This is a genomic window from Alteromonas sp. 38 (assembly GCF_902506055.1).
In the GTDB taxonomy this organism is placed as follows: Bacteria; Pseudomonadota; Gammaproteobacteria; order Enterobacterales; family Alteromonadaceae; genus Alteromonas; species Alteromonas lipotrueae.
Genome location: NZ_LR733300.1, coordinates 3,072,773 through 3,098,974 on the forward strand (window position 1 = coordinate 3,072,773; position 26,202 = coordinate 3,098,974).

Sequence of the window (26,202 nt, forward strand, 5' to 3'; positions counted from 1 at the left end):
AGCTCTGATACAACCTTCAGAGCTTGTGCTTACTACTTATTCTTCGCGCTTAACACAGCGCTGCTAGTAATCAAATATGCATCCTAGTCAACGATCATCTACAAAGACAAAAAGTACAATAGGCAATGTAGGCTGCCCAATCGAATAGCAACGTCAGCTTTTTCGTTCACAACTGGCTTTCCATGGCACGCCACCCCTAACGCCGATTCGGCCATCATCACTAAATCGTTTGCACCGTCGCCCATGGCAACCGTTTGAGCGCTCGGAACTCCCCAACGTTCGGCCAACGCTTTCACGGTTCGCGCTTTTACTTCAGCATTCACAATTTCGCCAGACACTTCGCCGGTCAATATGCCCTGCTCTATCACCAAAGTATTTGAAACCGCTTCATCAAGATCTAAACGGGCTTTTAAATGGTTGGCAAAATAAGTAAAACCACCTGAAGCAATAGCAAGCTTCCAATTGTATTGTTTTAGAATAGCAATCAGCAGCTGTACACCTGGCATGATGGGCAAGCTATCACGTATTTGTTGAAGCTGTTGCTCTGGTACACCATCTAGGCAGGCCACTCGATGATTCAAGCTATCATTAAATGCTATGTCGCCACGCATGGTCTGTTCGGTTACAGCAGCCACTTGCTCACCGACGCCCGCTAGTTTGGCAATTTCATCAATGCACTCAATATCAATTAATGTACTGTCCATATCCATCACGAGAAGGCCTGGCTCGTTGAGCGATGGTTGAGTATCTTGAATGCCTAAATCCACGTGATATCGGGCCGATAATGTCGCTACTAGGGCTGGCACTGTAGTATCAGCTTGGGAGTCGGCGTTTTCACTTAAGCGGCCTTTCACTACCACCACGCCATCACCGAGTTTGTTGTGGAACGGATGTAAGTGAATTGATGTAGCCTCAAAAACGTCGCTAAACCCTTCAACAACCTGACTAACAATGTATGGGGTTAATGCTTGACCGATAATGGTTAGAATGGAAAGACCAGCTTCATCCTCACTGGGCGACTTTGTGGTAAGCTGCGTAGATAAAAAAGAGGTATCATGCATCGCATTCGGCGGTATTTCGTTTAAAAACGTGATCACTATTTATTCAAACCTTTGTTAGTCTTGCCCATATGCTACCCAAACATTACACATGTGGAAATACACACTTTCAAATTAGTCAAAATTACCCTACTGTTAGCGCATAAAGATAAAGGAAATTAAGGCGAAATGCTGAACCACTTAGAAAGCGAACGCATTGCTCACAAACACAGCGTTTCACACTCAGCTTACACTGCGTTCAAGCGGCTTATCCATACTATTATCATGGCTACCGCGGTGGCATTGGCAGTGGGTCTATTTCTCATGTACCAGCAGTACCAGACCCATTGGGTTGACGTACAAACGGCCCAACCGGGTACCAGCATTAGCAGTCAATATTCAAAAATCTTACAGCCTGCATTAGTGGCACAAGACACGGTTCAACTAGCCCGTTTAATTGCCATTGCATTAGAAGAACCCGCCGTTATCTCTTTAAGCGTATTTAATGCCCAAGGCATTTATATTGCGCCCTTACCAAGAGTCGACAGTGTGGTAGCGTTAGCCCGAGAACGGGACGTTGCTCCCAATACTCATGTTGAAAAAATTCTCGATGATAACGGCAAGGTAATTGGCTATTTGAACGTCAATATCGACACTGAGGTGGTACTTGCCAGTCCGTTAACGCTTCGCCAGCAATTGTGGCTTATTATTAGCGCCGTTATTGTGTTGGCGCTGATTGTGGGTGTTTATATAACACGAGGGTTTTATAAGTTTCGCCCGTGGATAATTCGAGTTTTTCAGTCTTGAGTGACATTTTTGCTAATTTCAATTAATCCAAGCCAGCAAACTTCACCTGTTTTAGGCCTTTTTCTGGCTATTACGAAAAAGCGTGTTGTGAAAAAGCGTGAAGTAATTTTGCGTGGTAATGGCGTCTAGTGTTTGTGTATCATACTCCCCAAGTTTACCCAGTGCTTCTAGCACTTCCCCAAGGTATTCAGGGCTGTTTCGAGCGCCTTGTCGCCCCTGCATGGGCATATCAGGCGAATCAGTTTCAAGTAGTAATCGGTCTGGGTGGTGCTTAAGTAAGTAAACGATGGTTTCTTTCGTCTTCTTCGCTCTGTCATAGGTAATGGTCCCCCCTACGCCAATATAAAAACCTTTCTCAATATACGCTTTGGCCACCTCTATACTGCCAGAAAATGCATGAATAACGCCGCCTTCTGCAAATCCTGTTTTTTTAAGACTTTCAAAAATAAGATGATGGCTTTTTCGATGATGCAAAATAACAGGAAGGGCGTATTCACTCGCTAAACGTAACTGCACTTCAAATATCTCTTTTTGACGCAGCATAGGTAACGCTATGTGACCATCTAAGCCGATTTCACCTAATGCTACCATACGAGCACTAGATTGAGACAAAAGCCGTTCTAGGATGCTTAACGCGCTGTCATTATCAGTTTCGTGGGTAGACAAGAAGTAAGGGTGCAGACCACACGCGATATCTATCGAAATAGGTTTCGTATTTTGGTTGGCATAGGATTGGATAGCGAGTTGAGTTGACCACTGCGACACTTGCGTACCAGGAATAAGAATGCGCGTTAAGCCTGCGCTGGTTGCGTGGCTTATCACCGACTGCCAGTCACCTTGAAATGCTGGCAAGTCTAAATGGCAGTGGCTATCAATCATTAAAGAATGCCATGATTAATACCTCTTAAGGCATTAAACGCTGAGTGTTCCAGTTGCCATTTTCATCACGGTTGTATTCAAAGCGGTCGTGTAACCTGTCTTCACCGCCTTGCCAAAATTCGATTTGGTGAGGAACAATACGAAAGCCGCCCCAAAAGTCAGGTGCAGGTAGCGTTTTGTTTTCAAACTTTTGTTTCATTTGGGCAAACTGGGTATGCAATAGTTCACGGCTGCTAATAGGCTTACTTTGCTCAGACGCGTAAGCTGCTAACTGGCTGTCTTTAGGGCGAGAAAGGAAGTAGGCCGCGTTTTCCTTAAAGGAAAGCTTTTCTACTACACCGCACACTCTCACTTGTCGCTCCATGAAAAACCAGGGGAAATGACATGAAACCTTAGGGTTTTGACTAAGCTCTTTTGCTTTACGGCTGCCTAAATTAGTGAAAAAGACAAACCCTGCTTCACTTACATCTTTTAATAGCACGATACGTTGAGAAGGCTGTCCTGTGGCATCAACCGTTGCCACTGTCATAGCGGTAGGATCGGGAATTTCAGCGGTGATGGCATCTTTTAGCCAACGGTCAAATAATGAAAAAGGATCCGCGGTGAGATCTGTATCTTGCAGACTCCCTTTTGCATACTGTCTGCGCATATCAGAAATTGCCATACCTACCCCTTTTTATTGCTTTGTGACTAATGGATGCTCGCTGATTTTTTAGCTGATACGTTTGGGCTTATGATTTGGGCTACACTTTTTAAATTATGTTTTGGGCTAACGCGTATTCCGTTGAGCCCAAAACAGATAATTGCTGAGTGCTAACTATCGTCTGAATAACCTAACGAACGTAGAGCACGTTCATCGTCAGCCCAACCTTGTTTCACTTTAACCCACATTTCTAAGAAAACTTTATTATCAAACAGGTTTTCCATATCTTTGCGGGCATGTTCACCAATGGTTTTCAGGTGCTTGCCACCCTTGCCTATAATCATACGCTTTTGCGTTTCACGCTCTACAAGAATAAGACCACTGATACGGTATACGCCGTTTTCAGCTAGCTTAAACTGTTCAATTTCTACGGTTGTAGCATAAGGAAGTTCATCCCCGGTAAAGCGCATTAACTTTTCGCGAATGATTTCAGCGGCCATAAAGCGACTTGAGCGATCGGTAATGTAATCTTCGGGGAAGAAAAACTCACTTTCAGGCAGGCTATTGGCAACAAGTTCTCGGATATCATCCACCATTTTGCCCTGTTTCGCGCTAATGGGGATAATATGTTCGAACTTATATTTTTCTGATAGGCCTTGAAGATGGAGCATAAAGGCTTCTTTATCTTCTACTTTATCCATCTTGTTGACGATAAGGTAGCAAGGTAGACCTGAGGCTTTCACTTTAGACAACACCATTTCATCGTCGTCGTTCCAGCGTGTACCTTCTATCACGAACAACACCAAACCCACTTCGGCAAGAGAACTTGAAGCGGCTCGGTTCATATAACGGTTCATGGCGCTTTTTTCTTCGCTATGAAGGCCTGGAGTATCGACGTAGATGGCTTGATAATCGCCTTCAGTATCGATACCTAAAATACGGTGACGGGTAGTTTGTGGTTTACGCGACGTAATACTCACTTTTTGCCCAAGCAATCTATTAAGCAGTGTCGATTTACCTACATTGGGGCGCCCTACAATAGCGACTAGGCCACATCGGGTTGTATCATTTGGCTGTGTCATCGAGTGTCTCCAAGGTAAGTCTTGCTGCTTCCTGCTCGGCTTTTCTTCGGCTATTTCCAGATGCCGAAACGGGCTTATCTAACGTCGTCACTGTGCAGCTAACTTCAAAAACTTGAGCGTGATCTTTCCCTGAAATAGAGATAACTTCATAGGACGGTAAAGGCAGTTTACGGCCTTGCAGGTATTCTTGAAGACGGGTTTTGCTGTCTTTAGGGTGCGCATTGGGGTTTAACGCTTCAATACGGCTTTCCCATAAATGGTAAATAACGTTACAGACCTCATCCATCCCTGAGTCCAAGTAAATTGCGCCTAACACAGCTTCCACCGCGTCTGCCAATATTGAACTGCGACGATGACCACCGCTTTTAAGCTCACCGGGACCAAGGTGTAGTAACTCACCCATACTCGCTTCACGGGCCAATTCGGCCAACGTATCACCTTTTACTAAGGTTGAACGCATACGGGTAAGCTTACCTTCTGGTACGTCTGGGAAACGCTTAAACAAGGTTTCACCAATAACCATACCTAAAATAGCATCGCCTAAAAATTCTAATCTTTCATTGTGCTGCTTTGCAGCACTTCTGTGGGTTAACGCTTGCTCTAGCAAGGCTACATTATTAAATGTGTACCCTAACGCTTTACTTAAGCGAATATATTTATCAATACCCTGCATTAATTAATGCCACCTACGCGTTCAAATCTAACGCCCGTTGGGATCCATGTTGGTAAAACACTGTCGCGGTCGCGTTCGAATTCAAATGAAATCCAAATGGCAACAGCTTTACCTACTAAGTTTTCGTCCGGTACAAAGCCCCAAAAACGGCTGTCTCGGCTGTTGTCACGATTATCGCCCAATACGAAATAATGACCATCAGGTACAATCCATTCATTGCTACGTGTACCTGGCTGAGTATAGAAGTTACTTGAAGAAATCTCTCTGACAGGGTGGCGCAGTATGTCGTGTTCATTATCACCTAGCGTTTCGGTGTAACGCATAAGCTTAGCCATGTCTTGAACAAATTCGTCTCGGCCGACGAAATCTAGCGGCATAGCCGTAAGCTTCCCGCAGTTTTTCACAGCACCTTCGCATTTCGACTTGATATAAACCTGCTTATCTTGATACACCACAGTGTCGCCAGGCACCCCGATAACACGCTTGATGTAATCTACTGAGGTATCTTCAGGGTATTTAAATACCACGACATCGCCGCGTTCTGGTACACCGGTTTCCACTAGTTTACTGCGAAAAACCGGGTCTTTTATCCCATAAGAAAACTTCTCAACCAGAATAAAGTCGCCCACCAACAAGGTTGGCATCATCGAGCCTGATGGTATTTGAAATGGTTCGTAAATAAACGAACGCAACACTAATACAAAAGCGATAACCGGAAATATTTGCTGCGAGGTATCAACCAAGTAAGGAAGTTGGGGTTCGCCTGCAAAGTTAACCCCTTCCGCTTTTGCTAATTCCTGTAACCGCGCCTTTCGTTTTGGTGCAAACACCATACTATCCACCAGCCAAACAAGCCCGGTGGTTAGCGTTAGAAGTACTAAAATAAGCGAAAAGTAATTGGCCATTACTTACCTACCTTCAAAATTGCCAGGAATGCATCCTGCGGTAATTCAACATTACCTACCTGTTTCATTCTTTTCTTTCCATCTTTTTGCTTTTGAAGCAGTTTTTTCTTACGACTCACGTCACCACCGTAACACTTGGCGATAACGTTTTTACGTAACTGTTTCACCGTACTACGGGCAATAATATGATTGCCAATAGCGGCTTGAATAGCGATATCAAACATCTGACGAGGAATAAGCTCACGCAGTTTTTCAACCAATTCACGCCCACGACCTTGTGAATTATCACGGTGGGTTATCATCGCTAACGCGTCTACGCGCTCGCCATTAATCATAATATCTACACGTACCATGTCAGAGACTTGGAAACGCTTGAAGTTATAATCAAGAGAGGCAAAACCACGGCTCGTTGATTTCAAACGATCGAAGAAATCGAGCACCACTTCAGCCATAGGCAACTCATAGGTTACTGCCACTTGCTTACCGTGATACGTCATAGCGGTTTGCATACCACGCTTTTCAACGCACAACGTAATGACGTTACCTAGGTATTCCTGCGGTACCAGAATGTTCGCTTCAACCAATGGCTCGCGAATTTCGGCAATATCGTTTACCGCCGGTAATTTAGACGGGTTATCACAGCTTAAAATTTCACCTTTTGTGGTTTCTACTTCGTAGATTACCGTGGGTGCTGTAGTAATAAGACCAAGATCGTATTCCCGTTCTAAACGCTCTTGAATAATTTCCATGTGAAGCATGCCCAGAAACCCAATGCGGAATCCAAAGCCTAGCGCTTGCGAGCTTTCTGGCTCATAAAATAATGAAGCATCGTTCAAGCTTAGTTTAGCTAACGCATCACGAAAATCTTCGTAGTCATCTGAACTGATCGGGAAAATACCTGCGTAAACCTGCGGCTTAACTTTCTTAAATCCAGGTAAAGCACCTACAGCGGGTTGTCTTGCTAGGGTAATAGTATCGCCAACCGGTGCGCCTTGGATGTCTTTAATACCCGCAATAATAAAGCCTACTTCACCAGCGCGAAGTACGCCTGTATCTAAAGCTTTGGGGGTAAACACACCAATTTTATCAACTTGGTGAGTTTGACCATTCGACATGATTTGAATTTTGTCTTTCTTAGAAAGCTCACCTTCTACGATACGAACTAATGACACTACCCCTTGGTAGTTGTCGAACCATGAATCAATGATAAGCGCTTTTAGCGGCTCTTCACGGTTACCGCCCGGAGGAGGAATTTTATTTACTATAACTTCAAGGACATCTTCAATACCAATACCTGTTTTCGCCGAGCAGCGCACAGCGTCAATGGCATCTATACCAACAATGTCTTCAATTTCTTCGGCTACGCGCTCTGGTTCCGCCTGTGGTAAATCTATTTTATTTAAAATAGGCACCACTTCCATGTCCATATCCATGGCAGTATAGCAGTTGGCTAATGTTTGTGCTTCAACACCCTGCCCTGCATCAACCACCAACAATGCACCTTCACATGCGGCAAGTGAGCGAGATACTTCGTACGTAAAGTCTACGTGTCCGGGAGTGTCGATGAAGTTCAACTGGTAAACTTCACCGTCTTTAGCAGTGTAATTAAGCGTTACGCTTTGTGCTTTAATAGTAATTCCACGCTCCCGCTCCAAGTCCATTGAATCAAGAACCTGTTCAGCCATTTCACGATCGGCTAGCCCGCCACAATGTTGAATAAGGCGGTCAGAAAGAGTCGATTTACCGTGATCGATATGAGCAATAATACTGAAGTTACGAATGTGCGATTGTTGCATAATGCTGGAAATTACCTGCAGAAAAATTCATTAATATAAAAAAGAATGGTAGCTATTGTTTGTGTTGTAGCTAGCGCGTGCGGATTTTACCCATTTCTTTACACAAAAGCGAATAAGCTTGTGGGTTATATTGCCAAAGATAGAAATAGTGTAAGCCAAAGTAGCCATTTTCGTCATAATAATACCGAATTAGCGCAAGTATTACGCTAAATAGTATTCAACAGTACGGGTTGAAACTTACCTTTATCAAGTCGTTTAAGCTTAAATGCGATGGCTTTATAAGTTACAAAGGTAAACGTCGCGGCGGGGAGTAAACCCCACAATTCATGACTAAGCCCAATGGAAGATAGCGTGGCATTCGCAAATGCAAAAACTGCGATGAAAACCATTAAGGGTAATAAATACAGCCACGCCGAGGCACTTAACACTCCTGCTTCAGGCACACCCACTGTCACATCTTGCCCTATCACTACCGGCATTGGTGAACGCAACGTTAGCTGCTGAGTTTTCGGCGCTAACGCTCTGGAAATGGCACCCGTTCCGCAGTCACTTTGCGCTTGGCAACTACTACAGGTTGATTTAATGGCAGCCTCGACGGTAATAAGATCACCCTCTACAGCGACAACACGCGCGGTTTCGGTAATCACTATTTTTCCGCCGTTGGGGAAAGTGAGGTAGCAATAGCATTAGCGGTTTGCAGGGGTATTTCACCCACCACTGTCACTTGCGTATTTCCATCAGTAAGGGTTAAAAAAGTACTCAAGTCGTTCCTAAGCACTAAATCACCACCAAGGGCATCTTTTGCTGGTTGCACATAAACAGACACATCTACCAACCCATCACTGTACATTTTATACTCTACCACTTGCCCAGTTAGCGCTAACCGGCGGGTATCGCCGCGTACTTCTTCCATACCATTAGGCAAATACTTAACTTCCCAATTAGGTTGGCGAGATTGCTTTTGCGTTAATGCCATCGGTTTGGGTAAAGACGCCTGATTAATTCGTGCAAAATACTCATCAGGGGTATCGGTTATTTTAAGCGAAGTCACTTGTATTTGCTCTAATAATCCGCCCTGTAAATCAAGCATATTAAGTTTCAATACCATGCCTGAATCTTCGTCTAACCATAGTTGATAGCTAAAACGACTATTATCGCGACTGACAATACGGATTTGTTGAGCAGGTCTCCCTGCAACACGGGCTCGGCCCACAGAGACAAATTCATAACCGCTTTTCAATCTCTCAGGATGATGAAGAAGTTCGCTGGGAATTGGCCCATTGATAAATTCAGAACGAAGACTATAAGGTGACACATCAGGTTCAAACACACTGACTATACCATTAACACGAATTTGCTCGCGGCCTGGCCCGTTTTGTAAATTGAGTTGCTCCATGCTGGTGCCATCCTCTAGCACACCATGCCGCCATAAAAAGGGAATGGTCTCACGTCCCGCACGGCTCTGAACAAAAGCAACCTCGAAGTTCTGGGTTTTCACCACTTCGCTTAATTGCATAAGCCAATCTGATGTGGTTTGAGGGTGTGCATTCACTACCACCAGATCAGTGGCTTGAGGTACTGCTTGGGGCGGAGTTTGTGAAGCATCTGCAGGTAAAGGCAAGGTTGAAGATGAAGTTTGAGCGCTTTCTGAAGATGTGTTTTGTGCAGATTCGTTTTCTTGCGCTGCACTGCTAAACGATAAACCTGAAGACACTATGACGACATAGGTCATGGCACCGATGAGAATCCGAGGGCGAATACTTACTTTTACGTTGGCTAAAAACACGCGTACCAGCACTAAAAGCGCTGGTACGATATTACGATAATCTATTTTCATTAAACGATATTCTTATTGAGCGTCGTATGAACTGCTTACGGGCGGTTATCTGCACTCGCCTCGGCATCGTCAGTTTCAGATTCTTGCGCTTGTTTCAATTTTACTTGTTGCTCGTGATCGGCAATAAGTGCATTAATTTTGCGCTTTTTCTCTAATACTTCGTTCATGTCATTGCGAGGCAATGCGCGAGTTTGCTCTAAACTAACTGGCGCTAAACCACCCTGCGGGCCTGCCGTAGGTGCTGTCATGAAAGGCTCGGTTGGCGCAGGTTGATTGAAGTGTTGAACACCTAAAATCACTGCTACCGCAACTGATGCAGCAACGGCAAACTGGCCAGACTGTTTCGCGAATGGCACTACGCTGCCGAGTACTGGAATTGAACGCCAGCGTGACGCTTTTGGCGCGACAATAGCAGGCTCACTTTCAAGCGCGGCGGCAACGCTAGCAGTAATATCTAACTGCGGTGCGACACTTGCTTCTTTGCGCATTGCGCCCCTAATTACATGGTAGCGTTTCCATTTGGCCTGTAATTCATCATCTTGCTTAATCGCATCGATGATTGCATCGCCATCTATTTCGCCATCCATGAAAGCGGACAAATTTTCTTGCTGTTGCGTCATAAATTCATTTCCTGATCAACTGTGATCAATTAATACCCTAACACAGCTGTTAGTCTGCTCAATATAATGAAAGTTCATTTTCATTATATTTAATTTTCTAACAATGGCTGAATCACTTTATCGATAGCCTCTCGCGCTCGGAAAATTCGAGAGCGAACCGTACCTACTGGGCACGACATCACATTTGCAATTTCCTCATAACTTAGCCCTTCTATTTCACGAAGGGTTATTGCCATACGAAGGTCATCGGGTAACTTTTCCACCACTTTAAATAAGGTTTCTTCAATTTCATCCGTTAACAAACTACGTTCTGGCGTGGATTGCTCTTTGAGCGCATCACTGCCTTCGTAAAAGTCTGCTTCGTCTGCGTCGACATCACTCGCGGGGGGCTTCCTTCCTTGCGCAACCAGATAATTTTTAGCACTGTTTACCGCGATACGGTACAACCAAGTGTAAAACGCACTGTCGCCACGAAAGTTTGGTAATGCCCGATAAGCTTTAATAAACGCTTCTTGGGTAACATCAGCCACATCACCGCTGTTTTTTACATAGCGCGATACCAAATGCATGACTTTATGCTGATAGCGAGTTACCAGTAAGTTAAATGCATTTTTATCGCCACGCTGTACTTTTTCGACCAATTGTTGGTCGGTTATCTGCTCGCTCATTCGAGCCATTACTCCTACTTCAACTACCCAATAGCTCTAACAAGCATTGATATAGACGCGTACTGTTACAAAAAGTTCTGTATTAGCATTAAAAATATTTAAAAATGCTGAGGGAAAGCCATCTGGATCATTGTGTTTTGCCACTCATCCTTTAGACTTGCCGAACCTTTGCTCGTTTAATATATACAAAAATACATGAAATCAGTGTCATCTTCACTAACTTCCACATCAAATTCAATTGAACATCGATGTGATGTACTGATTATAGGTAGCGGCGCAGCAGGGCTTAGCCTTGCACTTAGGCTTGCCGACCACTGTCAGGTTATCGTGCTCAGTAAGAGCGATCGTAATGAAGGGTCTACCCGTTATGCCCAAGGCGGCATCGCCGCGGTGTTCGATGAGCAAGACTCTATCGATGCTCATGTGCAAGATACCTTAAAAGCAGGCGGAGACTTATGCGATGAACCAGCCGTGCGCTTTACTACCGAACGAGCAAAAGAAGCGTTAAGCTGGCTTATTGGATACGGCGTACCCTTTGATACCGAAACAACTGAGTCTGGTGAAGAACGTTTTCACCTTACCCGTGAAGGTGGGCATAGTCACAGACGTATTCTTCACGCCGCCGATGCTACCGGTGAAGCGCTGCAAATAACATTAAACGATGCTGTTTCTGCTCACCCTAATATTCACGTCTTTGAACGTTACAACGCTATCGACCTTATCCCATCGAAGGACGATAAAAAGCGAGTGATTGGCGCGTATGTGTGGAACCGCCAACAAGAGCACGTTGAAGTCATTCGCGCGCCCTTCATCTCATTGGCAACGGGCGGTGGAAGCAAAGTATATCAATATACCTCAAACCCAGATGTTTCCAGCGGTGATGGCATTGCTATGGCCTGGCGTGCAGGTTGTCGTGTTGCCAACATGGAATTCAATCAGTTTCATCCAACCTGCTTATTCCACCCGCAAGCCCGAAATTTTCTTATTACAGAAGCCCTGCGTGGTGAAGGCGCGAACTTATGTCACGCCGATGGCACCCGTTTTATGCACAAGTTTGACGAGCGTGGCGATTTAGCGCCCAGGGATGTGGTTGCACGTGCCATCGATTATGAAATGAAGCGCCTTGGCGCTGACTGTATGTATTTAGATATCAGTCATAAACCCGCTGACTTTATCGTTAAACACTTTCCTAATATTTATCGTAAATGCCGCTCATTAGGTATAGATATTACCCGAGAGCCTATCCCTGTAGTGCCCGCAGCTCATTATAGCTGCGGTGGCGTTGTAACCGACTTCAATGGAAAAACAGATTTAGTCAATGTGTACGCGATAGGAGAAGTCGCCTATACCGGTTTACACGGCGCAAACCGCATGGCATCTAACTCGCTGTTAGAATGTGTTGTCTTTGCCAGCGCTGCCGCCGAGCATATTATCTCTTCGTTACCTTCAGCCTCCTGTGAAGAAGCCATTTTGCCTTGGGATGAAAGTCAGGTATCAGACTCTGATGAAGAAGTTATTATTCAGCATAACTGGCACGAACTACGCTTATTTATGTGGGACTATGTAGGCATTGTTCGTACTGACAAACGGTTAGAACGCGCCATGCGCCGAATTAACTTGCTGGAACAAGAAATTGCTGAATACTACGCACACTTCAGGGTAAGCAATAACCTTCTTGAATTAAGAAACTTGGTGACTGTTGCTGAATTAATTGTGCGCTGCGCTATGCAGCGAAAAGAAAGCCGGGGTCTACACTTCAACCTGGATCACCCGGGACAACTTGATAACCCTCAACCTACTTTTTTGTGCCCCGAAAAAGATGCCTTACCATCGGTACCAGGAACACTTATTTCTTAACGGTTTTGGGTGAATTTACGCGTCCCCTTAGCGTTATCTGCGTGTTTTGGATATACAATAGAAATACGAAAAAGCCCACTTCCTAATACAGCGTGTTCAATACACTACATTAGGAAGTGGGCTTTTCTATTTATATTGCGACTTTGAGTTTTACTCTGCTTTTTTTTTAAATCTACTACAAAGTACCAAAGTCATAGCACGCAAATATAGCACGTTATAAAAACACCAAACTAAGCAGGCTGACTTACCCGTTGATGATAGTAGACTTGATACCGTATCGGAATAACAGCTTCAAGCTACAGTGTCGATACTTCAGCATCTAGGTGTACTTGCTGATCATCACTGCTAGTAATTTCCAAAATAGAGCGGTCTTCATCTCGGCACATTTGATAGATATTAATACTGCAAGGCAGCATAACGGGCCGTTTAAAACGGCAAACCACATCTGAAATATGCTGACCATCGGATACCGGTACGAATGATAACGCGCGGGCTAGTGTCCACATTCCATGCGCTATGGGGCGTTTAAAGCCAAATGCTTTGGCACTTAGCCCAAACAAATGAATGGGATTATAGTCGCCAGAAATTTTCGCGTAACGTCTGCCTGTATCGGCCGTAACATCAAGCTCTGCAAGCAAGTTTTTAGGGCTATCAACACAGGCTTCGGTAGTATCTTGCAAAGGTGCTCTGGGCGCCACGTGTACCGCTTTCACCTTCACCAAGTAGCTACTTACTGCTTTGTAAACACAGCGCCCTTGTTGAAAAGCGTCCAAGGAAACATCAACTTCCCAGCCACGGGAGTGTGGTTTAACATTGCTGAATCGAACACGGCATTCAAAAGCGTCGCTTAAATCGCATTCTTCTAGCACTTCTACACGATTCGCAGCATGTATTAACCCTAGCAGCGGAAACGGGCTTTTCTTATCAAGTAAACACTGCATTTGAAGGGGCAGAGACAGCATTTGCACATACAAAGGATGCATGGTTGCAGCATCTGGCCAGGCCACTTCCTGACAGAACGCCCCGTAGTGCTTGTTATCAACATTAATTTGCTTAGTGTAAATACGAGGCGGTAATGTGGGTGGTTTGAATTGCATTAACTGTCGGGTATCGACACGTTTAAATAAAGCTTTTGCATACTCACGAAACATCAATGTTATTCCTTGTTTGGCCCGCTCCTTGAGCGAAGATTATTGCTCGACATAGTCGCCGATAATCTGCTTCAGAGCATTCACCTTTTAATACCCAGCGTACATGCTCGTAATACGGCTGGTACCATTTTCGCGCAGTTCGTTCTACATTGAGGGTAAGACCCCATGGGAACAGTAATGAAGACTTGTGAAGATTCACCGCTGGCGAATAAACCTCTTCACCCGATACCATCAACGCCCGCAATGTAACATCGCCTGTAAGCGTGTAAACATCATTACATGGCACCGTCGTCAGTTTGCTTGACCTACACCATATATGCAGGCAGAAGGTTATATACAACGGCACACACACAAGCGCGCACAACCAAAGCCAGCTTGGGCTTACCCACGTCCACAAGGCTTCAGGCAAATTTATAATACTGAAGCCTAAAGCTGTAATAAGAATGAGTATTCCTACTACATGTCGCCACGGCGAATAACTGAGTTTAACCCTGTACTTTGACACGATTAACGATAGTAGACACCATGCCAGCTAGCTCTGGATCTTGGCATTGCTGATGGCCCATAAACCAGGCAAACAAGTCCGGGTCGTCGCTGGTAAGTAAGCGTTCGAATATTTCTTGTTGTTCGTAATCAAGCGAATCGAAGGCTTCATCTACGAAAGGCATGAGCAACACATCAAGTTCCAACATCCCTCTGCGGCACGCCCACTTTAATCTAGCCCGTCTTTTTGGCTCAAACATATATCCACATTCTTAATTATTGTTTTGACACTATCATCATATTACCACGGTGATGGGCGAAGGATCACTGCCCTTTTAGACAGAAACTCGTATCAATAGCGTCTTGTGATAAACGAATTACCCACAAAATACGATAATCTCAGGGGTTCCCCTTGATAAAACCCACAACCCCCTCACCTACTACATTATAAATTCTTCATTCGGAATCTTTGATGACAGCGTTAACGACTCTTTCTGATTTACCTTCGCACTATGCAATTAAGTTAAATGACAACATGCTGATAAAGCTAGAAGGCGAGCAAGCTGATAGCTACCTGCATGGACAAGTGACAGTCAACATCAACGCCTTAGATGAGAATACGGTGAGGCATTGTGCCCATTGCGACAATAAAGGAAAGAGCTGGTCTATTTCTTTTGTGAGTCGCCATGAAAATGCAATTTATATGTTAACCAACAAAGACTCAGGTGCGCACTCTCTTGCTCAGTTGAATAAGTATGGTGTGTTTTCAAAGGTAGATATATCCGAGGAAACAAATCAGTACACGCAATTTTTCTTAGGTGAAAACCTTGGGCAGATGTTACTTAGTAGCTATTTCGACACCCTTCCGAGTGAGCCATTGGCTAGTGTTCATAGTGATGCGGGGTGGGTATTTAAAAGTGATACTCTGCGGGCTGGCTATTATGTGGTACTGGATTGCGCACAAGTCGCTGAATTTGAGCAAAAAGTAAAAGATACTAACGGCGCCATTTTTGAACAAAATGTATACGATGCTATTATGATAGAAAGTGCGATACCTTCTATTCAAGAAACTGGCATCAGTGAGTACGTTCCCCAGATGATGAACGTACAGGCACTTAACGGTATCGATTTCGACAAAGGCTGTTATATGGGCCAAGAAGTGGTTGCTCGCACACGCTTTTTAGGCAAAAACAAGCGCGCTGCCTATAGCTTTTCAGTGCCAAAAGCGTTTCACATTAACGCTGGCGATACGCTAGAAAAGCAATTAGGCGAGAACTGGCGTCGCGCTGGCATGGTAATTCGTAAGGCTGAACTTAGCGAAGAAACATGGTTCATGGCTGTGCTTTCAAACGATACCACTGAGCAAGATATTCATCGCCTAGCTGACCAAGTTGAAATTACCTGCTACCCTAACCCTTTACCGTACAGCATTGAGCAGGCAAAGAGCTCATTGGTGAAAAACCGTAAATAAGCATTAATAAATTTAAAACCACCGCCCAGTAGGGCAAAACTACAGGACAAATTATGACTATAACCTCTGACAGCGTTGTCACCCTTCACTACACCGTTTCAACCGAAGACGGTACCGAGCTTGATTCATCAGCCGGTAAGGAGCCGCTTGTAGTGCTTCAAGGGCGCCGCTTTCTTATTGAGGGACTAGAAGACGCATTGGTTGGGAAAGAAAAAGGCGAGAAGTTCAACTTGTCTGTTGAACCAGAGAAAGCCTACGGTGAACGTATCGATGAACTCGTTCAGCGCGTACCTAGTTCAATGTTTGAAGGCATGGACGTTGAAGTTGGCATGTCTTTTCGTGCAACCACACCAGAAGGTGAACAATCGGTTATTATTATCGAGACATCTGATGATGAAGTGGTTGTAGACGGTAACCACCCGCTTGCAGGTATTCCACTTACTTTCGATGTGGAAGTGGTTGATGTACGCGATGCGACTGCGGAAGAATTAGAGCACGGCCATGCCCATACGCCAGGCGGTTGTGGTCACGACCACTAATTTGCCTTACTAACGTAAGTGCAATAAAACTAAAAAGGGAGCCAAAGGCTCCCTTTTTTGATATCCGCCCTAACGTTACCTATATGCAACGCTAAGGTTTTGTCTTTACTCAGTAGCGACTATTTATATCGCGTCTTCGTTTTGCTCACCAGTACGAATACGCACTGCTGCTTCAACATTAAACACGAATATTTTGCCGTCACCAATTTTGCCTGTTTTTGCTGAGTTTTCGATGGCTTCTATCGCCTGCTCGACGCGCTCATCATCAAGCACTAACTCAATCTTAATTTTAGGCAGAAAATCCACTTGATATTCGGCACCGCGATAAAGCTCAGTATGTCCTTTTTGTCGTCCGAAGCCTTTTACTTCAGACACTGTCATTCCAGCAATACCAACTTCGGCTAATGCTTCCCTTACATCGTCCATCTTGAACGGTTTAACTATCGCTTCAATCTTTTTCATGGTAACTACTCATCATAAATGGTTGGAATAGGTACGCGCTTGTGCTGAGTACGCTGATAAATGTACAACAACTTTTCATCTACCTCGGCGGAAACTGATTTACCTTCTAGGAAGTCATCAATTTGATCGTACGTCATGCCAAGGGCTTGTTCATCAGCTTTTTGCGGCGCGAGAGTTTCGAGATCGGCGGTGGGCGCTTTTGTAATAACAGTTTGCGGCGCGCCTAAGTGCGAGGCCAGTTGTCGAACTTGGCGTTTGCTCAACCCAAACAAAGGCGCTAAATCGCACGCTCCATCGCCATACTTTGTATAAAAACCCGTAATATTTTCAGCTGAATGGTCTGTGCCTAACACTAATCCATCAACCATGCCGGCAATTTCATACTGAATCACCATACGGGTTCGTGCTTTTACATTACCTTTAACGAAGTCACGCTTTGCTTCACTTTCAGGCAATAAGCCAGCATTTGATAATGACTCAGTGGTAGAAGCGTGAATGGCATCTGCCCCAGGCTGAACATTAACCGTTACAGAATGGGAAGGCTCAATAAAGTCTATCGACAACTGAGCATCAGCTTCATCGGCCTGCGTTTGATAAGGTAGACGAACGGCGACAAACTGAAAATTTTCATGCTTTTCCTGGTTTAATTCGTTCACTGCTAACTGGGCTAATTTACCCAAAGTACAAGAATCGATACCGCCACTAATGCCTAGCACCAGTGAATTTAAACCTGACGTAAGAAGCTGCTTTTTAATGAAAGCCACTCGACGAGTAACTTCAAATGCCACATCAATTTCAGGCAGCACTTTCATTTCTTCAATAACTGCTTGTTTTTGCATTATAATGTCCAATTAGTGAGTGGGCGTCCTGATATCTGAGTTTACGATAAACTCGCCTTAGATGTTAGTGGTAAAAGAATTCAAACTTCATTAATCACTAAAATTCATTACTTTTTGTATCTTGGGGTATGCCTACATGCCTTTTTTTATACCCTTCTTGAGGCAAATTGGTTTACCTTGAATACTCGCGCGTGTTTGCATCTAATGTTGTATAAATTGAGGCTAACGCTATGATCAGTATTAAATTAACTTAGTAAAAAAATATCAGTGAAAACAGAGTCTTCTAGCACTATGCATCTTCAGTACGGTTTTACGCTTTTAGAGATGCTAATTACCGTAGCCATTTTGGCCATTTTAGTAGGGGTGGTTGCCCCGTCTATTAATACTATTTTAGTCAAAAATAGAGTGACCGGCGATATCAATACGTTAAGCGCTATTGCACAGCAAGCTCGGTTTAGTGCCGTCAATGAGCAGTTTGATGTAATACTTTGTCCTACCACGAACTACGATACGTGTGTAAGTGATTGGGCGAACGCGAAAATGGTCTTTATTGATGAAAACGCAAACGGAAGCAGAGACAGTAGCGAATCGCTTATTGCCAGCAGCGATCCGTTAAATACTGGTAACATAATCAGTGGCATTTCTGGTGCTATTTCTTTTTCTGAACAAGGAAGTATTAGTACCAGTGCAACCATAACAATTTGTCCAAAGAGTAAAGATGCTTCATATGCTTCAGCCCTCTTATTATCACTCTACGGCAGAATATCCGTCGCCATCGACAGTGACAACGATGGCGTTAACGAAGACTTATCTGGCACAGCCCTTACCTGCACCTAATGCCTTGCGATTTTTGCTATAGCGCAGGCCTCCTTTAGGGTTGAAGTAATCATAACCACGTACGAAAAACAGGCTATCTTCCCCAACATCCATGGGGTAAGTTCTCATAAGGCGTGATCGTTAGCAGCCGACAAGGATTGGACTCATCCAAAAAGCCTAAAGACGCTGCAATGCTATAATTCCCATCCTTAGATTCGCTGTATGTCAATGTGACGCCGTCTATACTGGGCGCCGGTAATCCACTAAGCCCTGCGTATTTACCTTCGCTTAACCAGTACCTTTCTTGCTTTATTTGCAAAGAAAGTAAGTAACTAATGGTTTCATGCTTGTTCGCAAGGGCGATAGTTGATGAGTAGCTAGGTATAGCAAACATAGAAATAATGCCCACAATCGCAACGGCGACCAAAAGCTCGATTAACGTAATACCCCGTCCCTTAATTAAATTGATTTTCCCTTCCATGGTACAGCAGCCCGCTATTGGTTGATTCGCTATGCTGTAAATCTAACAGCAAACAAATGACAAATAACCGGACTAAAGCATGGTTTTATTCAAAGCAGATGGATTTTCATTATTAGAATTGCTTCTGGTACTTTGCATAATGGGCATTTTTACTGGCATAGCGGTTCCCTCTTTTGTTGAATGGCGGCAAGTCATCGCCATGAAAAGTGCATTAAGGCATACCGCTGACATCGCAAAATACGCCCGCACACTAGCTATCGCTGAGCGTAAGCCGATTACCTTGGTAGTCGACTCGTCCGTTAATCATTGCATCAGCGTAACTTCTGCTAATGACTGCGATTGCAATGTAGCAAGCAGTTGCCATGTTTTTGGCCAACACAAGCGGCTCATGATGCAAAGTTATAATGCAGTGATTGCTAATCCAGCCAATAAAAAGTCGTTGTTAACCTTCGATGGTACTCATGGGATGAGCTTCGGCAGCGCAATGACCGTCACGTTAAGTAACGCACGATTTACCGGCAAGGTTATTATTAATAATCTTGGTCGAGTACGGTATTGCGCCTCTCCCGCATTTGAGGATGTTTCTCTATGTTAACGTCATCTGGCATCACCCTTGTAGAGCTCACCATTGCCATGGCCATCAGCACAACATTGGTGCTTTTTTCTGCCATGGGGGCTGCTACCATTTCCAAGGAATTAGGTTACTTTCAGCAGCAACTCGCACTGCACAGTGAACTACGTCTTTTGAGTCAGTCTCTTTCTTTACAACTACAGCGGGCGGGTTACGTAGCTCGCACCTTTGAAGAGATTTTTGCCAACGGTGTATTGCTACCGCCCTCTATTGAAATCAGCCACCATCCACTAGAGGTTGAAAATTCTTGTGTGTTATTTTCTTATGATAAAAATGCTGACGGAGACATTACCCATGAAGATCCAGCCGAGCTATTGGGTTTTCGGTTGCGCAATAAAGCACTTGAGTACCGTGTAGCAAGTAAAAGTTGCGCACAAGGTGGATGGCATGATCTTACCGACGCATCAGAATTGTACGTCACTCAATTCACTATATCCCTTCACGGTGAGGTAAACCGTGCCCCTGTTTACAAGGTAAAGCTTGCCCTTCAAAGTAAAGCGTCTGCAAAACTGAGCGCCGAGCAACATCTGTATATACGAGTTGCCAATGCAATATAACGCCGATTTTTACTCATTCCCACTAGCCCTCCAAACACATGTGATAGGTGCAAGAGACGCAAGCGCTAGGAAATGTCCTAGTAAGGTAAAAGGCGCCGTATTGTTAAGTGTCGTGGGTATACTGTTAAGCTTAATAACACTAGCACTTTGGGCAACCAGTTCACTGCTGACAAGCGAGTTTCAAGCCAACAAGCGCAGCCTTGCTTATGTTGAGGTGATGAATACACTGCACAACGACTTAACGCTATTAACAGAGCAGTTGCGTACCAGCGATGATTGGCGGCAAACCGCAAGTTTATTCACACGAGCAACAGTAACGGCCACTGACTACGCTGGGAAGGATTCTCAATATTTAACCCTATTCACAGTGGCCATGCTCCACCCTGCGACTTCACTCTTTGTTCGGCAAGGTTTTTTACGCCATCCCGCATTGGTTCGTCTTCCTACCACTGGCTTGGTAACCGGTAGTACCAACGCCATACTTCCTCATCTTTTTGAACGAGATCATAGCCACTTTACGCCGATGTATTTTTCAGAGCCGCTTATAACAAATAAGTGCGAAGCTCTTACCGGTAAACTCGTTATATGGGTTCGTGGTGACTGTTATATTTCGTCGAGTGAAACAATAGGGGAAGCGAATCATCCCGTTTTACTTGTTGTGGAAAAAGGTGATTTCACCCTTGAATCCCATGCACAAATTTATGGGTTAGTGGTGATGTTAAGCGATACCAGTATGCCTACAAACCCTAAAGCCACTATCGCCGCTTCGGCCAAATTCGTAGGCGCTATGGTAAGCAATGCAGATGTTTCTACGTTTTTCTACGGACACATCGATTTCAATGTAAGCGTATTACATACCCTTCAATATTCTCGTGGTTTGCAAAAGATGCAACCCATACCCGGGAGTTGGCATGACTTCAATTAAATTGACCAAAGGGTTTTCACTAATCGAAGTAATTATCGCATCAGGACTCTTTGCGCTTACCTTTACCGCCGGCCTTAAGCTTTATCAGCAAATTTTCGGACAGTGGCAGCAACTTCGCGCAGTGCAGCAAGCACGACATCAACTTGAGATCGCCCAAACTGATTTACTAATAAACGTGAACACCAACCCAAATTCATACGTCACCATTACACCCTCGTATTCCACGAGCGTGGCAAAAGCCGTTATCTTAGAGCAAATCATAGAACCTTTGCCCAAATTGCCCCATACAGAAGAAGCGCTAAATACCGAGGAGGAGGTAAATGTAGAAGGCACGCTTGATGAAGTGCAAGGACTTACTGAAAAAGAAAAACTTGAAAGCCAAGTTATTACTCAACAATTGACATTTATCGTTGCACCGCCGTATCAGTCGAGTTGGCAAGATGTGGTGAGCATGGGGCCGTTAGTGCCACTATCACCCGCAAAACCCTAGTGAATTAACAAGACCAACAATACTCGCCCGCCGCCAACGACCCATTATTGTTCACGTCCCAACCTTTCCGTCCATCGCTAAAGTAGAATAGCGCGCCATCAGCAGCCTGCGCAGAACCGCTTACTGGTGTTGCTTTGAGCTGATAACTGGTTGCATCAGCAGACACGATGGTGAGGTTGTAGCGTTTATTAGCCGCGGCTTCTGTTGAAGGCGAATAAGTGGCAAATATAGTCGGCGCCCCCGTATTTCCGCCGCCCGCGCCCGCACCTTGGTAACTAAATGAGCCACTATGATGGCGCTCCATTGCAGCAGCAAATGCCAACAAATCCGCCTGCCCCGTCCCTCTATACCCATCAGTCATAAAAGACTGATACGAAGGGTAAGCAATACTGGCAAGAATGCCAACAATCGCCACGACTATCATTAATTCAATAAGGGAAAAGCCTTTATTTCTTTCGTTACTAATAATCACTGAGATGTATCCTCTCGCTCAGTTTCTGTATGCCAACTGCCTCGTTGTATTCGTTCAAACTTACCATAAATATTTTGCGCTAAACATTCAAACACTGAGCCGCAGGCCTCTTCGTTACCATCATCGTCGACACTGATAACGGTAGAGGCACACTCGGTACCAAGGCACACCACAGGGCTAGTTATATCTTCGATAAGAATTTTAGTCTCTGGTGCGATCCCCGTTTGCTGTAACTCTACGGATCTGTCAGAACTATCGAGTTCACCATTATTATTAAGGTCTGTTACGGCATTAGCATTAAATAAGTTAACGAGATATGCCCTGCTATTTCCGGACGGTGGCGCGCACAAACTGGTACTGCTTACGGCAGGTACATAAGTAGTAAAGAATATTTTATAATCTAGTATCAAGGGTGACGCTAATACTTTTTCTCCCTTGGTCGTAAGCTCGATATACCACCCCGCTTTATTTGCAAAGCTGGATGCGGCCACGCCTTGCTCAGTTTCATCGCTACTCGTGAGCAAATGTTCGGTGGCATTATATAAATCCGACTCAGACACGGTGCTCATGAAGGTATATTCACCATTCACATCGCGACTAAATACACTATCGTCTTTGAGCATATAAAAATTGTCTTCTACCGTGACATCAAGCGGTGATGCTCGCCATCCACTTCCCATTGCAACGGCATAATACAATTCGTCACCCAACGCAACTTCCGAAACATCAGGGCCATAATAAAAACGACGATTGGTTTCGGCGGTGTCCCCAGCAAAATCAGCCAGCCTCGCACCTTTTATAAAGTTGCTACCCGACTCGCCATTATAAATATCCAAGCGAAACAGTTGCCCGCCCATGTCACCGACATACATATGGTCAGCGAAGCCATCGTTGTCTCTGTCAATCACGGATATTCGACCCGGGATACTGTAGTTCATATCAACCAGATTCAAATCGGCATCAGTGTTGCTGGCGTGCCAGAGTAAGCTTCCAGTGTCTGCATCGAACATATAAACTGCATTTCCAATGGCATCAGCACTTCTCACCGACTTATCGTCTTGCGATTCATCGTAACCGCCACCGATGATCATGACATTCTTCTCTTGGCTGCCGTAGCGCACTTTAGTGATGGTGGGACGCGACCATGTTTGCCCTAATTTCTCAAGACCCGAGGTACCGCCTGCGATTACAAACTTAACGGTGGGCGACGTCTTCTGTGTCACATCAAACACATAATAGTTCCGGCCACCTCGGCGCATACCTAAATACAGGTAAGTCGAAGTTCCCACCGTACGCAATACCATTTCACCGTCTAAGCCATAAACATGATTAAACGTAGAGATATCTTCATAAAAGTGGTGCAAGTTAGGCAGCAACGTTTTAGGCATAATGCCAAAGTTTTCTTCGCCGGTTTCAGCGTCAAACGAATGCAGCATACCTTGGTTTGTGGCAACTAATATGGCTGAATCGGTGCTGCCGTAATTAACCACCACAGGTTGAGAATGAATGGGGTCGCCCATTTGAAGCCGGTAGTCAGTGGTATCACCATCTCCATCATTATCTTTAACATCTATGCCCCGCGCCCATTTAAGCAGCACTTCGCGAAGTTCTTCCGCGTCGAGTTCGTCATCAACCCCCATCATTGCTGCTGTAATATCCTCGTTGTTTTCATGCAGTTCATTACTAGATTGAACAATAGTTCCAGCACCATCGAAGATATATAAGTTACGGTTAGACGTCATTTTGCTCGCGGTACCGCCTTCTCGAACATCACTACCATCAACAAGAGTCGACCAAAAGCTATGGGAATTATCTTTAAAGAATCCCGTATCACCATCTACCGCAACCAGTGAGTTTTGATCTAAAATATCCTCGCCATCTAATCGGTAACGCTTAAGGTTACCCGGCCAGATAGCACCTTCACTGGGTTTAAACAACGCAAAGTAGAGTTCGTCGTTATGGGTCAAGCGATTAAGCTGATTCACCGCTACTCCGGGTGATACAAAAGTAGAATTCACATCCTTTACTGAACGAAGAATAGTGTTAAATGCTTCAAGCAGTTCTGCGCTGTCATCAGCTTGATAGAATCCGCCACCACTTTGCACTGCCAGCTGATTCAAGAAATTGTTGGCGGTACTATTCGCGGCAAACCCTATTGTATGTGTGATCACCCGACGTCCAATAACCGATGTATCCGAATCGCTGACATTTTTAACTAAACTCAAACCACACTTTTCACCCCCACTACCTGTACAGCTATCGCCTAGCAATGATTCGATAAGAGATACACTGTGGTTATTGTTTGCTTCCCCATCAGACAGCAAAACAATATGATTGTTGGTCTGACATTGCAGATCGCTAACCGGTGATATATAGGTTGCCCCGCTAGGAATATATTCATTAATACAGTCGCTATCAGATAGATTGTCATCGGAACACCCGTTTGGTTGAACAGCATCACCGCCCAAATACGCGCTTCTGTGGCTGACTCGCGTATTCTTCCTTACCGTGTTTGAAACATTGTAGTTACCACGGGTTAGCCCGTAATCAACGTCTCTGCCACCGTAATAGTTAACCGCCTCATACAGCGTATCTACAATGGGCGTATAGCCACTGGCAGTAAGCTCATCAACTTTACTGATAAGGTGTTCTCTCACTGTCGATGTCTGCCCAGGCGAGGCTGAACCATTGAATTTAACTACTAATTTTGCCGCGGATGACTGAGAGCCACTGTAGGTATATGCACCTCGATAGCCGGTGAAGTCACTAAACACGAACGCCATCGCATTACCTGATTGCCATCCCGCTCTATCTACAATCTCTTTAACTACGCCGGAAATATCCGGTGAGGCGTAATCATTGCCCGATGAAAACGACCCCATAGTCCAAGTTACACCTGACGTTTTGCCAATATTTCTAAGCAAATAACGATTTCCAGAAGAGAAGTCGTCAGCATCATTATCAGCAACACCGCGAATTAACATGCTCGAGTTATTGTAGTTGTAGCTGCTATAAGCAGTAAGTTCTATGTAGGCTTCGGAAATTTCAGCTCCTTGAGGGATGTTTACGTTTTGAAAACGAACCCCTATATAACTGTTATAGCTGCTTGAGAAAGTAAGCTCTGAGCCTGTATTTTCATACCCTTTGTTGTTTTCTTCTATATTGTCGTTAGAACGGCTAACCTGGTAAACGCTTTCACCGCTGATGCAACCTGTAGCGGTTGTATCATCATAAGACACCACCAATTGCGGGGACCCAGTTTGCCCAGAATCAAATGCTCGGGCTTCTCGGCTGCTTGCTGTATCTGAACTTGTGCCCTCTATAAGAATATTGAGGTCATCACCGCCGCACCATTGTGGCAAATCTACAATTTCTTGAATAACCGATGAAATATCAGGCGTGGCAATAACCTCATCAGCAGAAGGAAAGTCATTGTTACTTATCCATTCAACTTTTGATGCGGTTTTAGTTCGTGACGAAAGGTTGTCATATGCCGTGGAAAATGCCGTGCTAGTTGCCGACGCCTCACCGCTTATCGTGAGTGTGGTGCCTGCTATATTAAATTTTTCTGATGTAAAACGAATATATGCACTGACTATCGTTGCCCCTTGAGGAATATTCATCTCAGTAAAACGCATGCCTGATGTGACTATATTCGTGCCAGAGCTCAACACTAGGTTGTTAGCATTAGTATTTACGGTACCGTTGATTTCTGACGCATCATGACTACTTGAACCGGTTGAGGTGATGAGTTCTGGTTGAATAGCATCGTCAATCCCGCTTACTGGAAAGAGTATAGGGCCACCATAGTCGGAAAAACGCATAAGGCCGGCATCTATATTGGTGGCTGAAGTTAACGCCTCTTTAAGTGCGTTTTGTACTCTAAGAATACGCGATTGGCCGGTGCCATCTTTGCCCGTCATACTGCCTGACGTGTCCATAATAAAGAGTACATTTGGATTATAAGTAGCCGACTCTGACGCGGTACCTAAGTAAATATCCAAATCATCACCGACAGCGGAAAAGCCAATACAAGAAAACATCACTACCGAGACAAAAAAACTACTCACGCGTTTCATAA

The 26,202-nt window shown here is 44.6% G+C and carries 27 protein-coding genes; 9 read left to right on the top strand and 18 right to left on the bottom strand.

Annotation, left to right across the window (positions count from 1 at the left end; translation table 11 throughout):
- Positions 1-98: 98 nt before the first annotated feature.
- The gene (gene serB / locus FLAVO9R_RS13345; protein ID WP_442858571.1) at positions 99-1,097 is read right to left on the bottom strand and encodes a phosphoserine phosphatase SerB; all 999 of its coding nucleotides are present in this window, start codon (positions 1,095-1,097) and stop codon (positions 99-101) included.
- A gap of 129 nt (positions 1,098-1,226) precedes the next feature.
- On the opposite strand from serB, the gene FLAVO9R_RS13350 reads away from it, so the two are divergent.
- Positions 1,227-1,844, top strand: coding sequence for a hypothetical protein (locus FLAVO9R_RS13350; protein ID WP_159532077.1), 618 nt, complete (start codon positions 1,227-1,229; stop codon positions 1,842-1,844).
- Between the two features lie 51 nt (positions 1,845-1,895).
- On the opposite strand, the gene FLAVO9R_RS13355 is transcribed toward FLAVO9R_RS13350, so the two are convergent.
- The 10 genes from FLAVO9R_RS13355 to rpoE all read right to left on the bottom strand — a co-directional run bounded on the left by FLAVO9R_RS13355 (position 1,896) and on the right by rpoE (position 10,947).
- Positions 1,896-2,723, bottom strand: coding sequence for a TatD family hydrolase (locus tag FLAVO9R_RS13355; RefSeq protein ID WP_159532079.1), 828 nt, complete (start codon positions 2,721-2,723; stop codon positions 1,896-1,898).
- 25 nt (positions 2,724-2,748) lie between these two features.
- Entirely contained in the window at positions 2,749-3,387 is a 639-nt protein-coding gene (gene pdxH, locus FLAVO9R_RS13360) for a pyridoxamine 5'-phosphate oxidase (protein WP_159532081.1), read from the bottom strand.
- 149 nt (positions 3,388-3,536) lie between these two features.
- Positions 3,537-4,448: a GTPase Era gene (era, locus tag FLAVO9R_RS13365; protein ID WP_159532083.1), complete on the bottom strand. Its 912-nt coding sequence runs from the start codon at positions 4,446-4,448 to the stop codon at positions 3,537-3,539.
- Positions 4,432-5,121, bottom strand: coding sequence for a ribonuclease III (gene rnc, locus FLAVO9R_RS13370; protein WP_159532085.1), 690 nt, complete (start codon positions 5,119-5,121; stop codon positions 4,432-4,434). The genes era and rnc overlap by 17 nt, the downstream gene beginning before the upstream one ends.
- A complete protein-coding gene (lepB, locus tag FLAVO9R_RS13375; RefSeq protein ID WP_159532087.1) occupies positions 5,121-6,026 on the bottom strand; it encodes a signal peptidase I in 906 nt (301 codons plus the stop codon). Before lepB ends, rnc begins: the two co-directional genes overlap by 1 nt.
- Positions 6,026-7,822 (bottom strand): translation elongation factor 4, encoded by a 1,797-nt coding sequence (lepA, locus tag FLAVO9R_RS13380; RefSeq protein ID WP_159532089.1) that lies wholly within the window; start codon positions 7,820-7,822, stop codon positions 6,026-6,028. Before lepA ends, lepB begins: the two co-directional genes overlap by 1 nt.
- Positions 7,823-8,028: 206 nt before the next feature.
- Positions 8,029-8,469 carry a SoxR reducing system RseC family protein gene (locus FLAVO9R_RS13385; RefSeq protein WP_159532091.1) on the bottom strand — a complete coding sequence of 147 codons (441 nt, stop codon included), beginning with the start codon at positions 8,467-8,469 and terminating at the stop codon, positions 8,029-8,031.
- On the bottom strand, positions 8,469-9,659 hold the full coding sequence (locus tag FLAVO9R_RS13390) for a MucB/RseB C-terminal domain-containing protein (RefSeq protein WP_159532093.1): 1,191 nt from the start codon (positions 9,657-9,659) through the stop codon (positions 8,469-8,471). Before FLAVO9R_RS13390 ends, FLAVO9R_RS13385 begins: the two co-directional genes overlap by 1 nt.
- 35 nt (positions 9,660-9,694) lie before the next feature.
- Positions 9,695-10,279 (bottom strand): sigma-E factor negative regulatory protein, encoded by a 585-nt coding sequence (locus FLAVO9R_RS13395; RefSeq protein WP_159532095.1) that lies wholly within the window; start codon positions 10,277-10,279, stop codon positions 9,695-9,697.
- Between the two features lie 89 nt (positions 10,280-10,368).
- Positions 10,369-10,947, bottom strand: coding sequence for an RNA polymerase sigma factor RpoE (gene rpoE, locus FLAVO9R_RS13400; protein WP_159532097.1), 579 nt, complete (start codon positions 10,945-10,947; stop codon positions 10,369-10,371).
- Positions 10,948-11,142: 195 nt separating this feature from the next.
- Between rpoE and nadB the strand changes: the two genes are divergently transcribed.
- Entirely contained in the window at positions 11,143-12,804 is a 1,662-nt protein-coding gene (gene nadB / locus FLAVO9R_RS13405) for an L-aspartate oxidase (RefSeq protein ID WP_159532099.1), read from the top strand.
- Positions 12,805-13,100: 296 nt separating this feature from the next.
- Here nadB and FLAVO9R_RS13410 read toward each other — a convergent pair whose 3' ends face one another.
- A complete protein-coding gene (locus FLAVO9R_RS13410; RefSeq protein WP_159532101.1) occupies positions 13,101-13,955 on the bottom strand; it encodes a MaoC family dehydratase in 855 nt (284 codons plus the stop codon).
- Between the two features lie 485 nt (positions 13,956-14,440).
- The gene (locus FLAVO9R_RS13415) at positions 14,441-14,698 is read right to left on the bottom strand and encodes an FAD assembly factor SdhE (RefSeq protein ID WP_013783338.1); all 258 of its coding nucleotides are present in this window, start codon (positions 14,696-14,698) and stop codon (positions 14,441-14,443) included.
- A gap of 212 nt (positions 14,699-14,910) precedes the next feature.
- On the opposite strand from FLAVO9R_RS13415, the gene ygfZ reads away from it, so the two are divergent.
- Both ygfZ and FLAVO9R_RS13425 read left to right on the top strand, forming a co-directional pair.
- Positions 14,911-15,909, top strand: a complete 999-nt coding sequence (gene ygfZ, locus FLAVO9R_RS13420; RefSeq protein ID WP_159532103.1) for a CAF17-like 4Fe-4S cluster assembly/insertion protein YgfZ — start codon at positions 14,911-14,913, stop codon at positions 15,907-15,909.
- Between the two features lie 53 nt (positions 15,910-15,962).
- On the top strand, positions 15,963-16,448 hold the full coding sequence (locus tag FLAVO9R_RS13425; RefSeq protein WP_159532105.1) for an FKBP-type peptidyl-prolyl cis-trans isomerase: 486 nt from the start codon (positions 15,963-15,965) through the stop codon (positions 16,446-16,448).
- Positions 16,449-16,571: 123 nt separating this feature from the next.
- Here the strand turns inward: FLAVO9R_RS13425 and FLAVO9R_RS13430 are convergent, their stop codons facing one another.
- Together FLAVO9R_RS13430 and nadE are read right to left on the bottom strand one after the other, a co-directional pair.
- Positions 16,572-16,910 (bottom strand): P-II family nitrogen regulator, encoded by a 339-nt coding sequence (locus tag FLAVO9R_RS13430; protein WP_129739438.1) that lies wholly within the window; start codon positions 16,908-16,910, stop codon positions 16,572-16,574.
- A gap of 5 nt (positions 16,911-16,915) precedes the next feature.
- Entirely contained in the window at positions 16,916-17,749 is an 834-nt protein-coding gene (gene nadE / locus FLAVO9R_RS13435; RefSeq protein ID WP_159532107.1) for an ammonia-dependent NAD(+) synthetase, read from the bottom strand.
- Between the two features lie 267 nt (positions 17,750-18,016).
- Here nadE and FLAVO9R_RS13440 point away from each other — a divergent pair, with 267 nt between their 5' ends.
- Positions 18,017-18,586: a GspH/FimT family pseudopilin gene (locus tag FLAVO9R_RS13440; protein WP_201299268.1), complete on the top strand. Its 570-nt coding sequence runs from the start codon at positions 18,017-18,019 to the stop codon at positions 18,584-18,586.
- 73 nt (positions 18,587-18,659) lie between these two features.
- Here the strand turns inward: FLAVO9R_RS13440 and FLAVO9R_RS13445 are convergent, their stop codons facing one another.
- A complete protein-coding gene (locus tag FLAVO9R_RS13445; RefSeq protein WP_159532109.1) occupies positions 18,660-19,046 on the bottom strand; it encodes a type IV pilin protein in 387 nt (128 codons plus the stop codon).
- 79 nt (positions 19,047-19,125) lie between these two features.
- Between FLAVO9R_RS13445 and FLAVO9R_RS13450 the strand changes: the two genes are divergently transcribed.
- Genes FLAVO9R_RS13450 through FLAVO9R_RS13465 form a run of 4 tightly spaced genes read left to right on the top strand, consistent with a single transcriptional unit; the run spans position 19,126 to position 21,649 of the window.
- The gene (locus FLAVO9R_RS13450) at positions 19,126-19,641 is read left to right on the top strand and encodes a GspH/FimT family pseudopilin (RefSeq protein WP_159532111.1); all 516 of its coding nucleotides are present in this window, start codon (positions 19,126-19,128) and stop codon (positions 19,639-19,641) included.
- Complete coding sequence (locus FLAVO9R_RS13455) at positions 19,635-20,234, top strand: hypothetical protein (RefSeq protein ID WP_159532113.1); 600 nt, start codon at positions 19,635-19,637, stop codon at positions 20,232-20,234. The genes FLAVO9R_RS13450 and FLAVO9R_RS13455 overlap by 7 nt, the downstream gene beginning before the upstream one ends.
- Positions 20,224-21,159: a hypothetical protein gene (locus FLAVO9R_RS13460; RefSeq protein ID WP_159532115.1), complete on the top strand. Its 936-nt coding sequence runs from the start codon at positions 20,224-20,226 to the stop codon at positions 21,157-21,159. Before FLAVO9R_RS13455 ends, FLAVO9R_RS13460 begins: the two co-directional genes overlap by 11 nt.
- A complete protein-coding gene (locus tag FLAVO9R_RS13465) occupies positions 21,146-21,649 on the top strand; it encodes a PulJ/GspJ family protein (RefSeq protein WP_159532117.1) in 504 nt (167 codons plus the stop codon). The genes FLAVO9R_RS13460 and FLAVO9R_RS13465 overlap by 14 nt, the downstream gene beginning before the upstream one ends.
- 4 nt (positions 21,650-21,653) lie before the next feature.
- Here FLAVO9R_RS13465 and FLAVO9R_RS13470 read toward each other — a convergent pair whose 3' ends face one another.
- Positions 21,654-22,121 carry a type IV pilin protein gene (locus tag FLAVO9R_RS13470; protein WP_201299269.1) on the bottom strand — a complete coding sequence of 156 codons (468 nt, stop codon included), beginning with the start codon at positions 22,119-22,121 and terminating at the stop codon, positions 21,654-21,656.
- Positions 22,118-26,200, bottom strand: a complete 4,083-nt coding sequence (locus FLAVO9R_RS13475; RefSeq protein WP_159532119.1) for a PilC/PilY family type IV pilus protein — start codon at positions 26,198-26,200, stop codon at positions 22,118-22,120. The genes FLAVO9R_RS13470 and FLAVO9R_RS13475 overlap by 4 nt, the downstream gene beginning before the upstream one ends.
- Between the last annotated feature and the right edge of the window lie 2 nt (positions 26,201-26,202).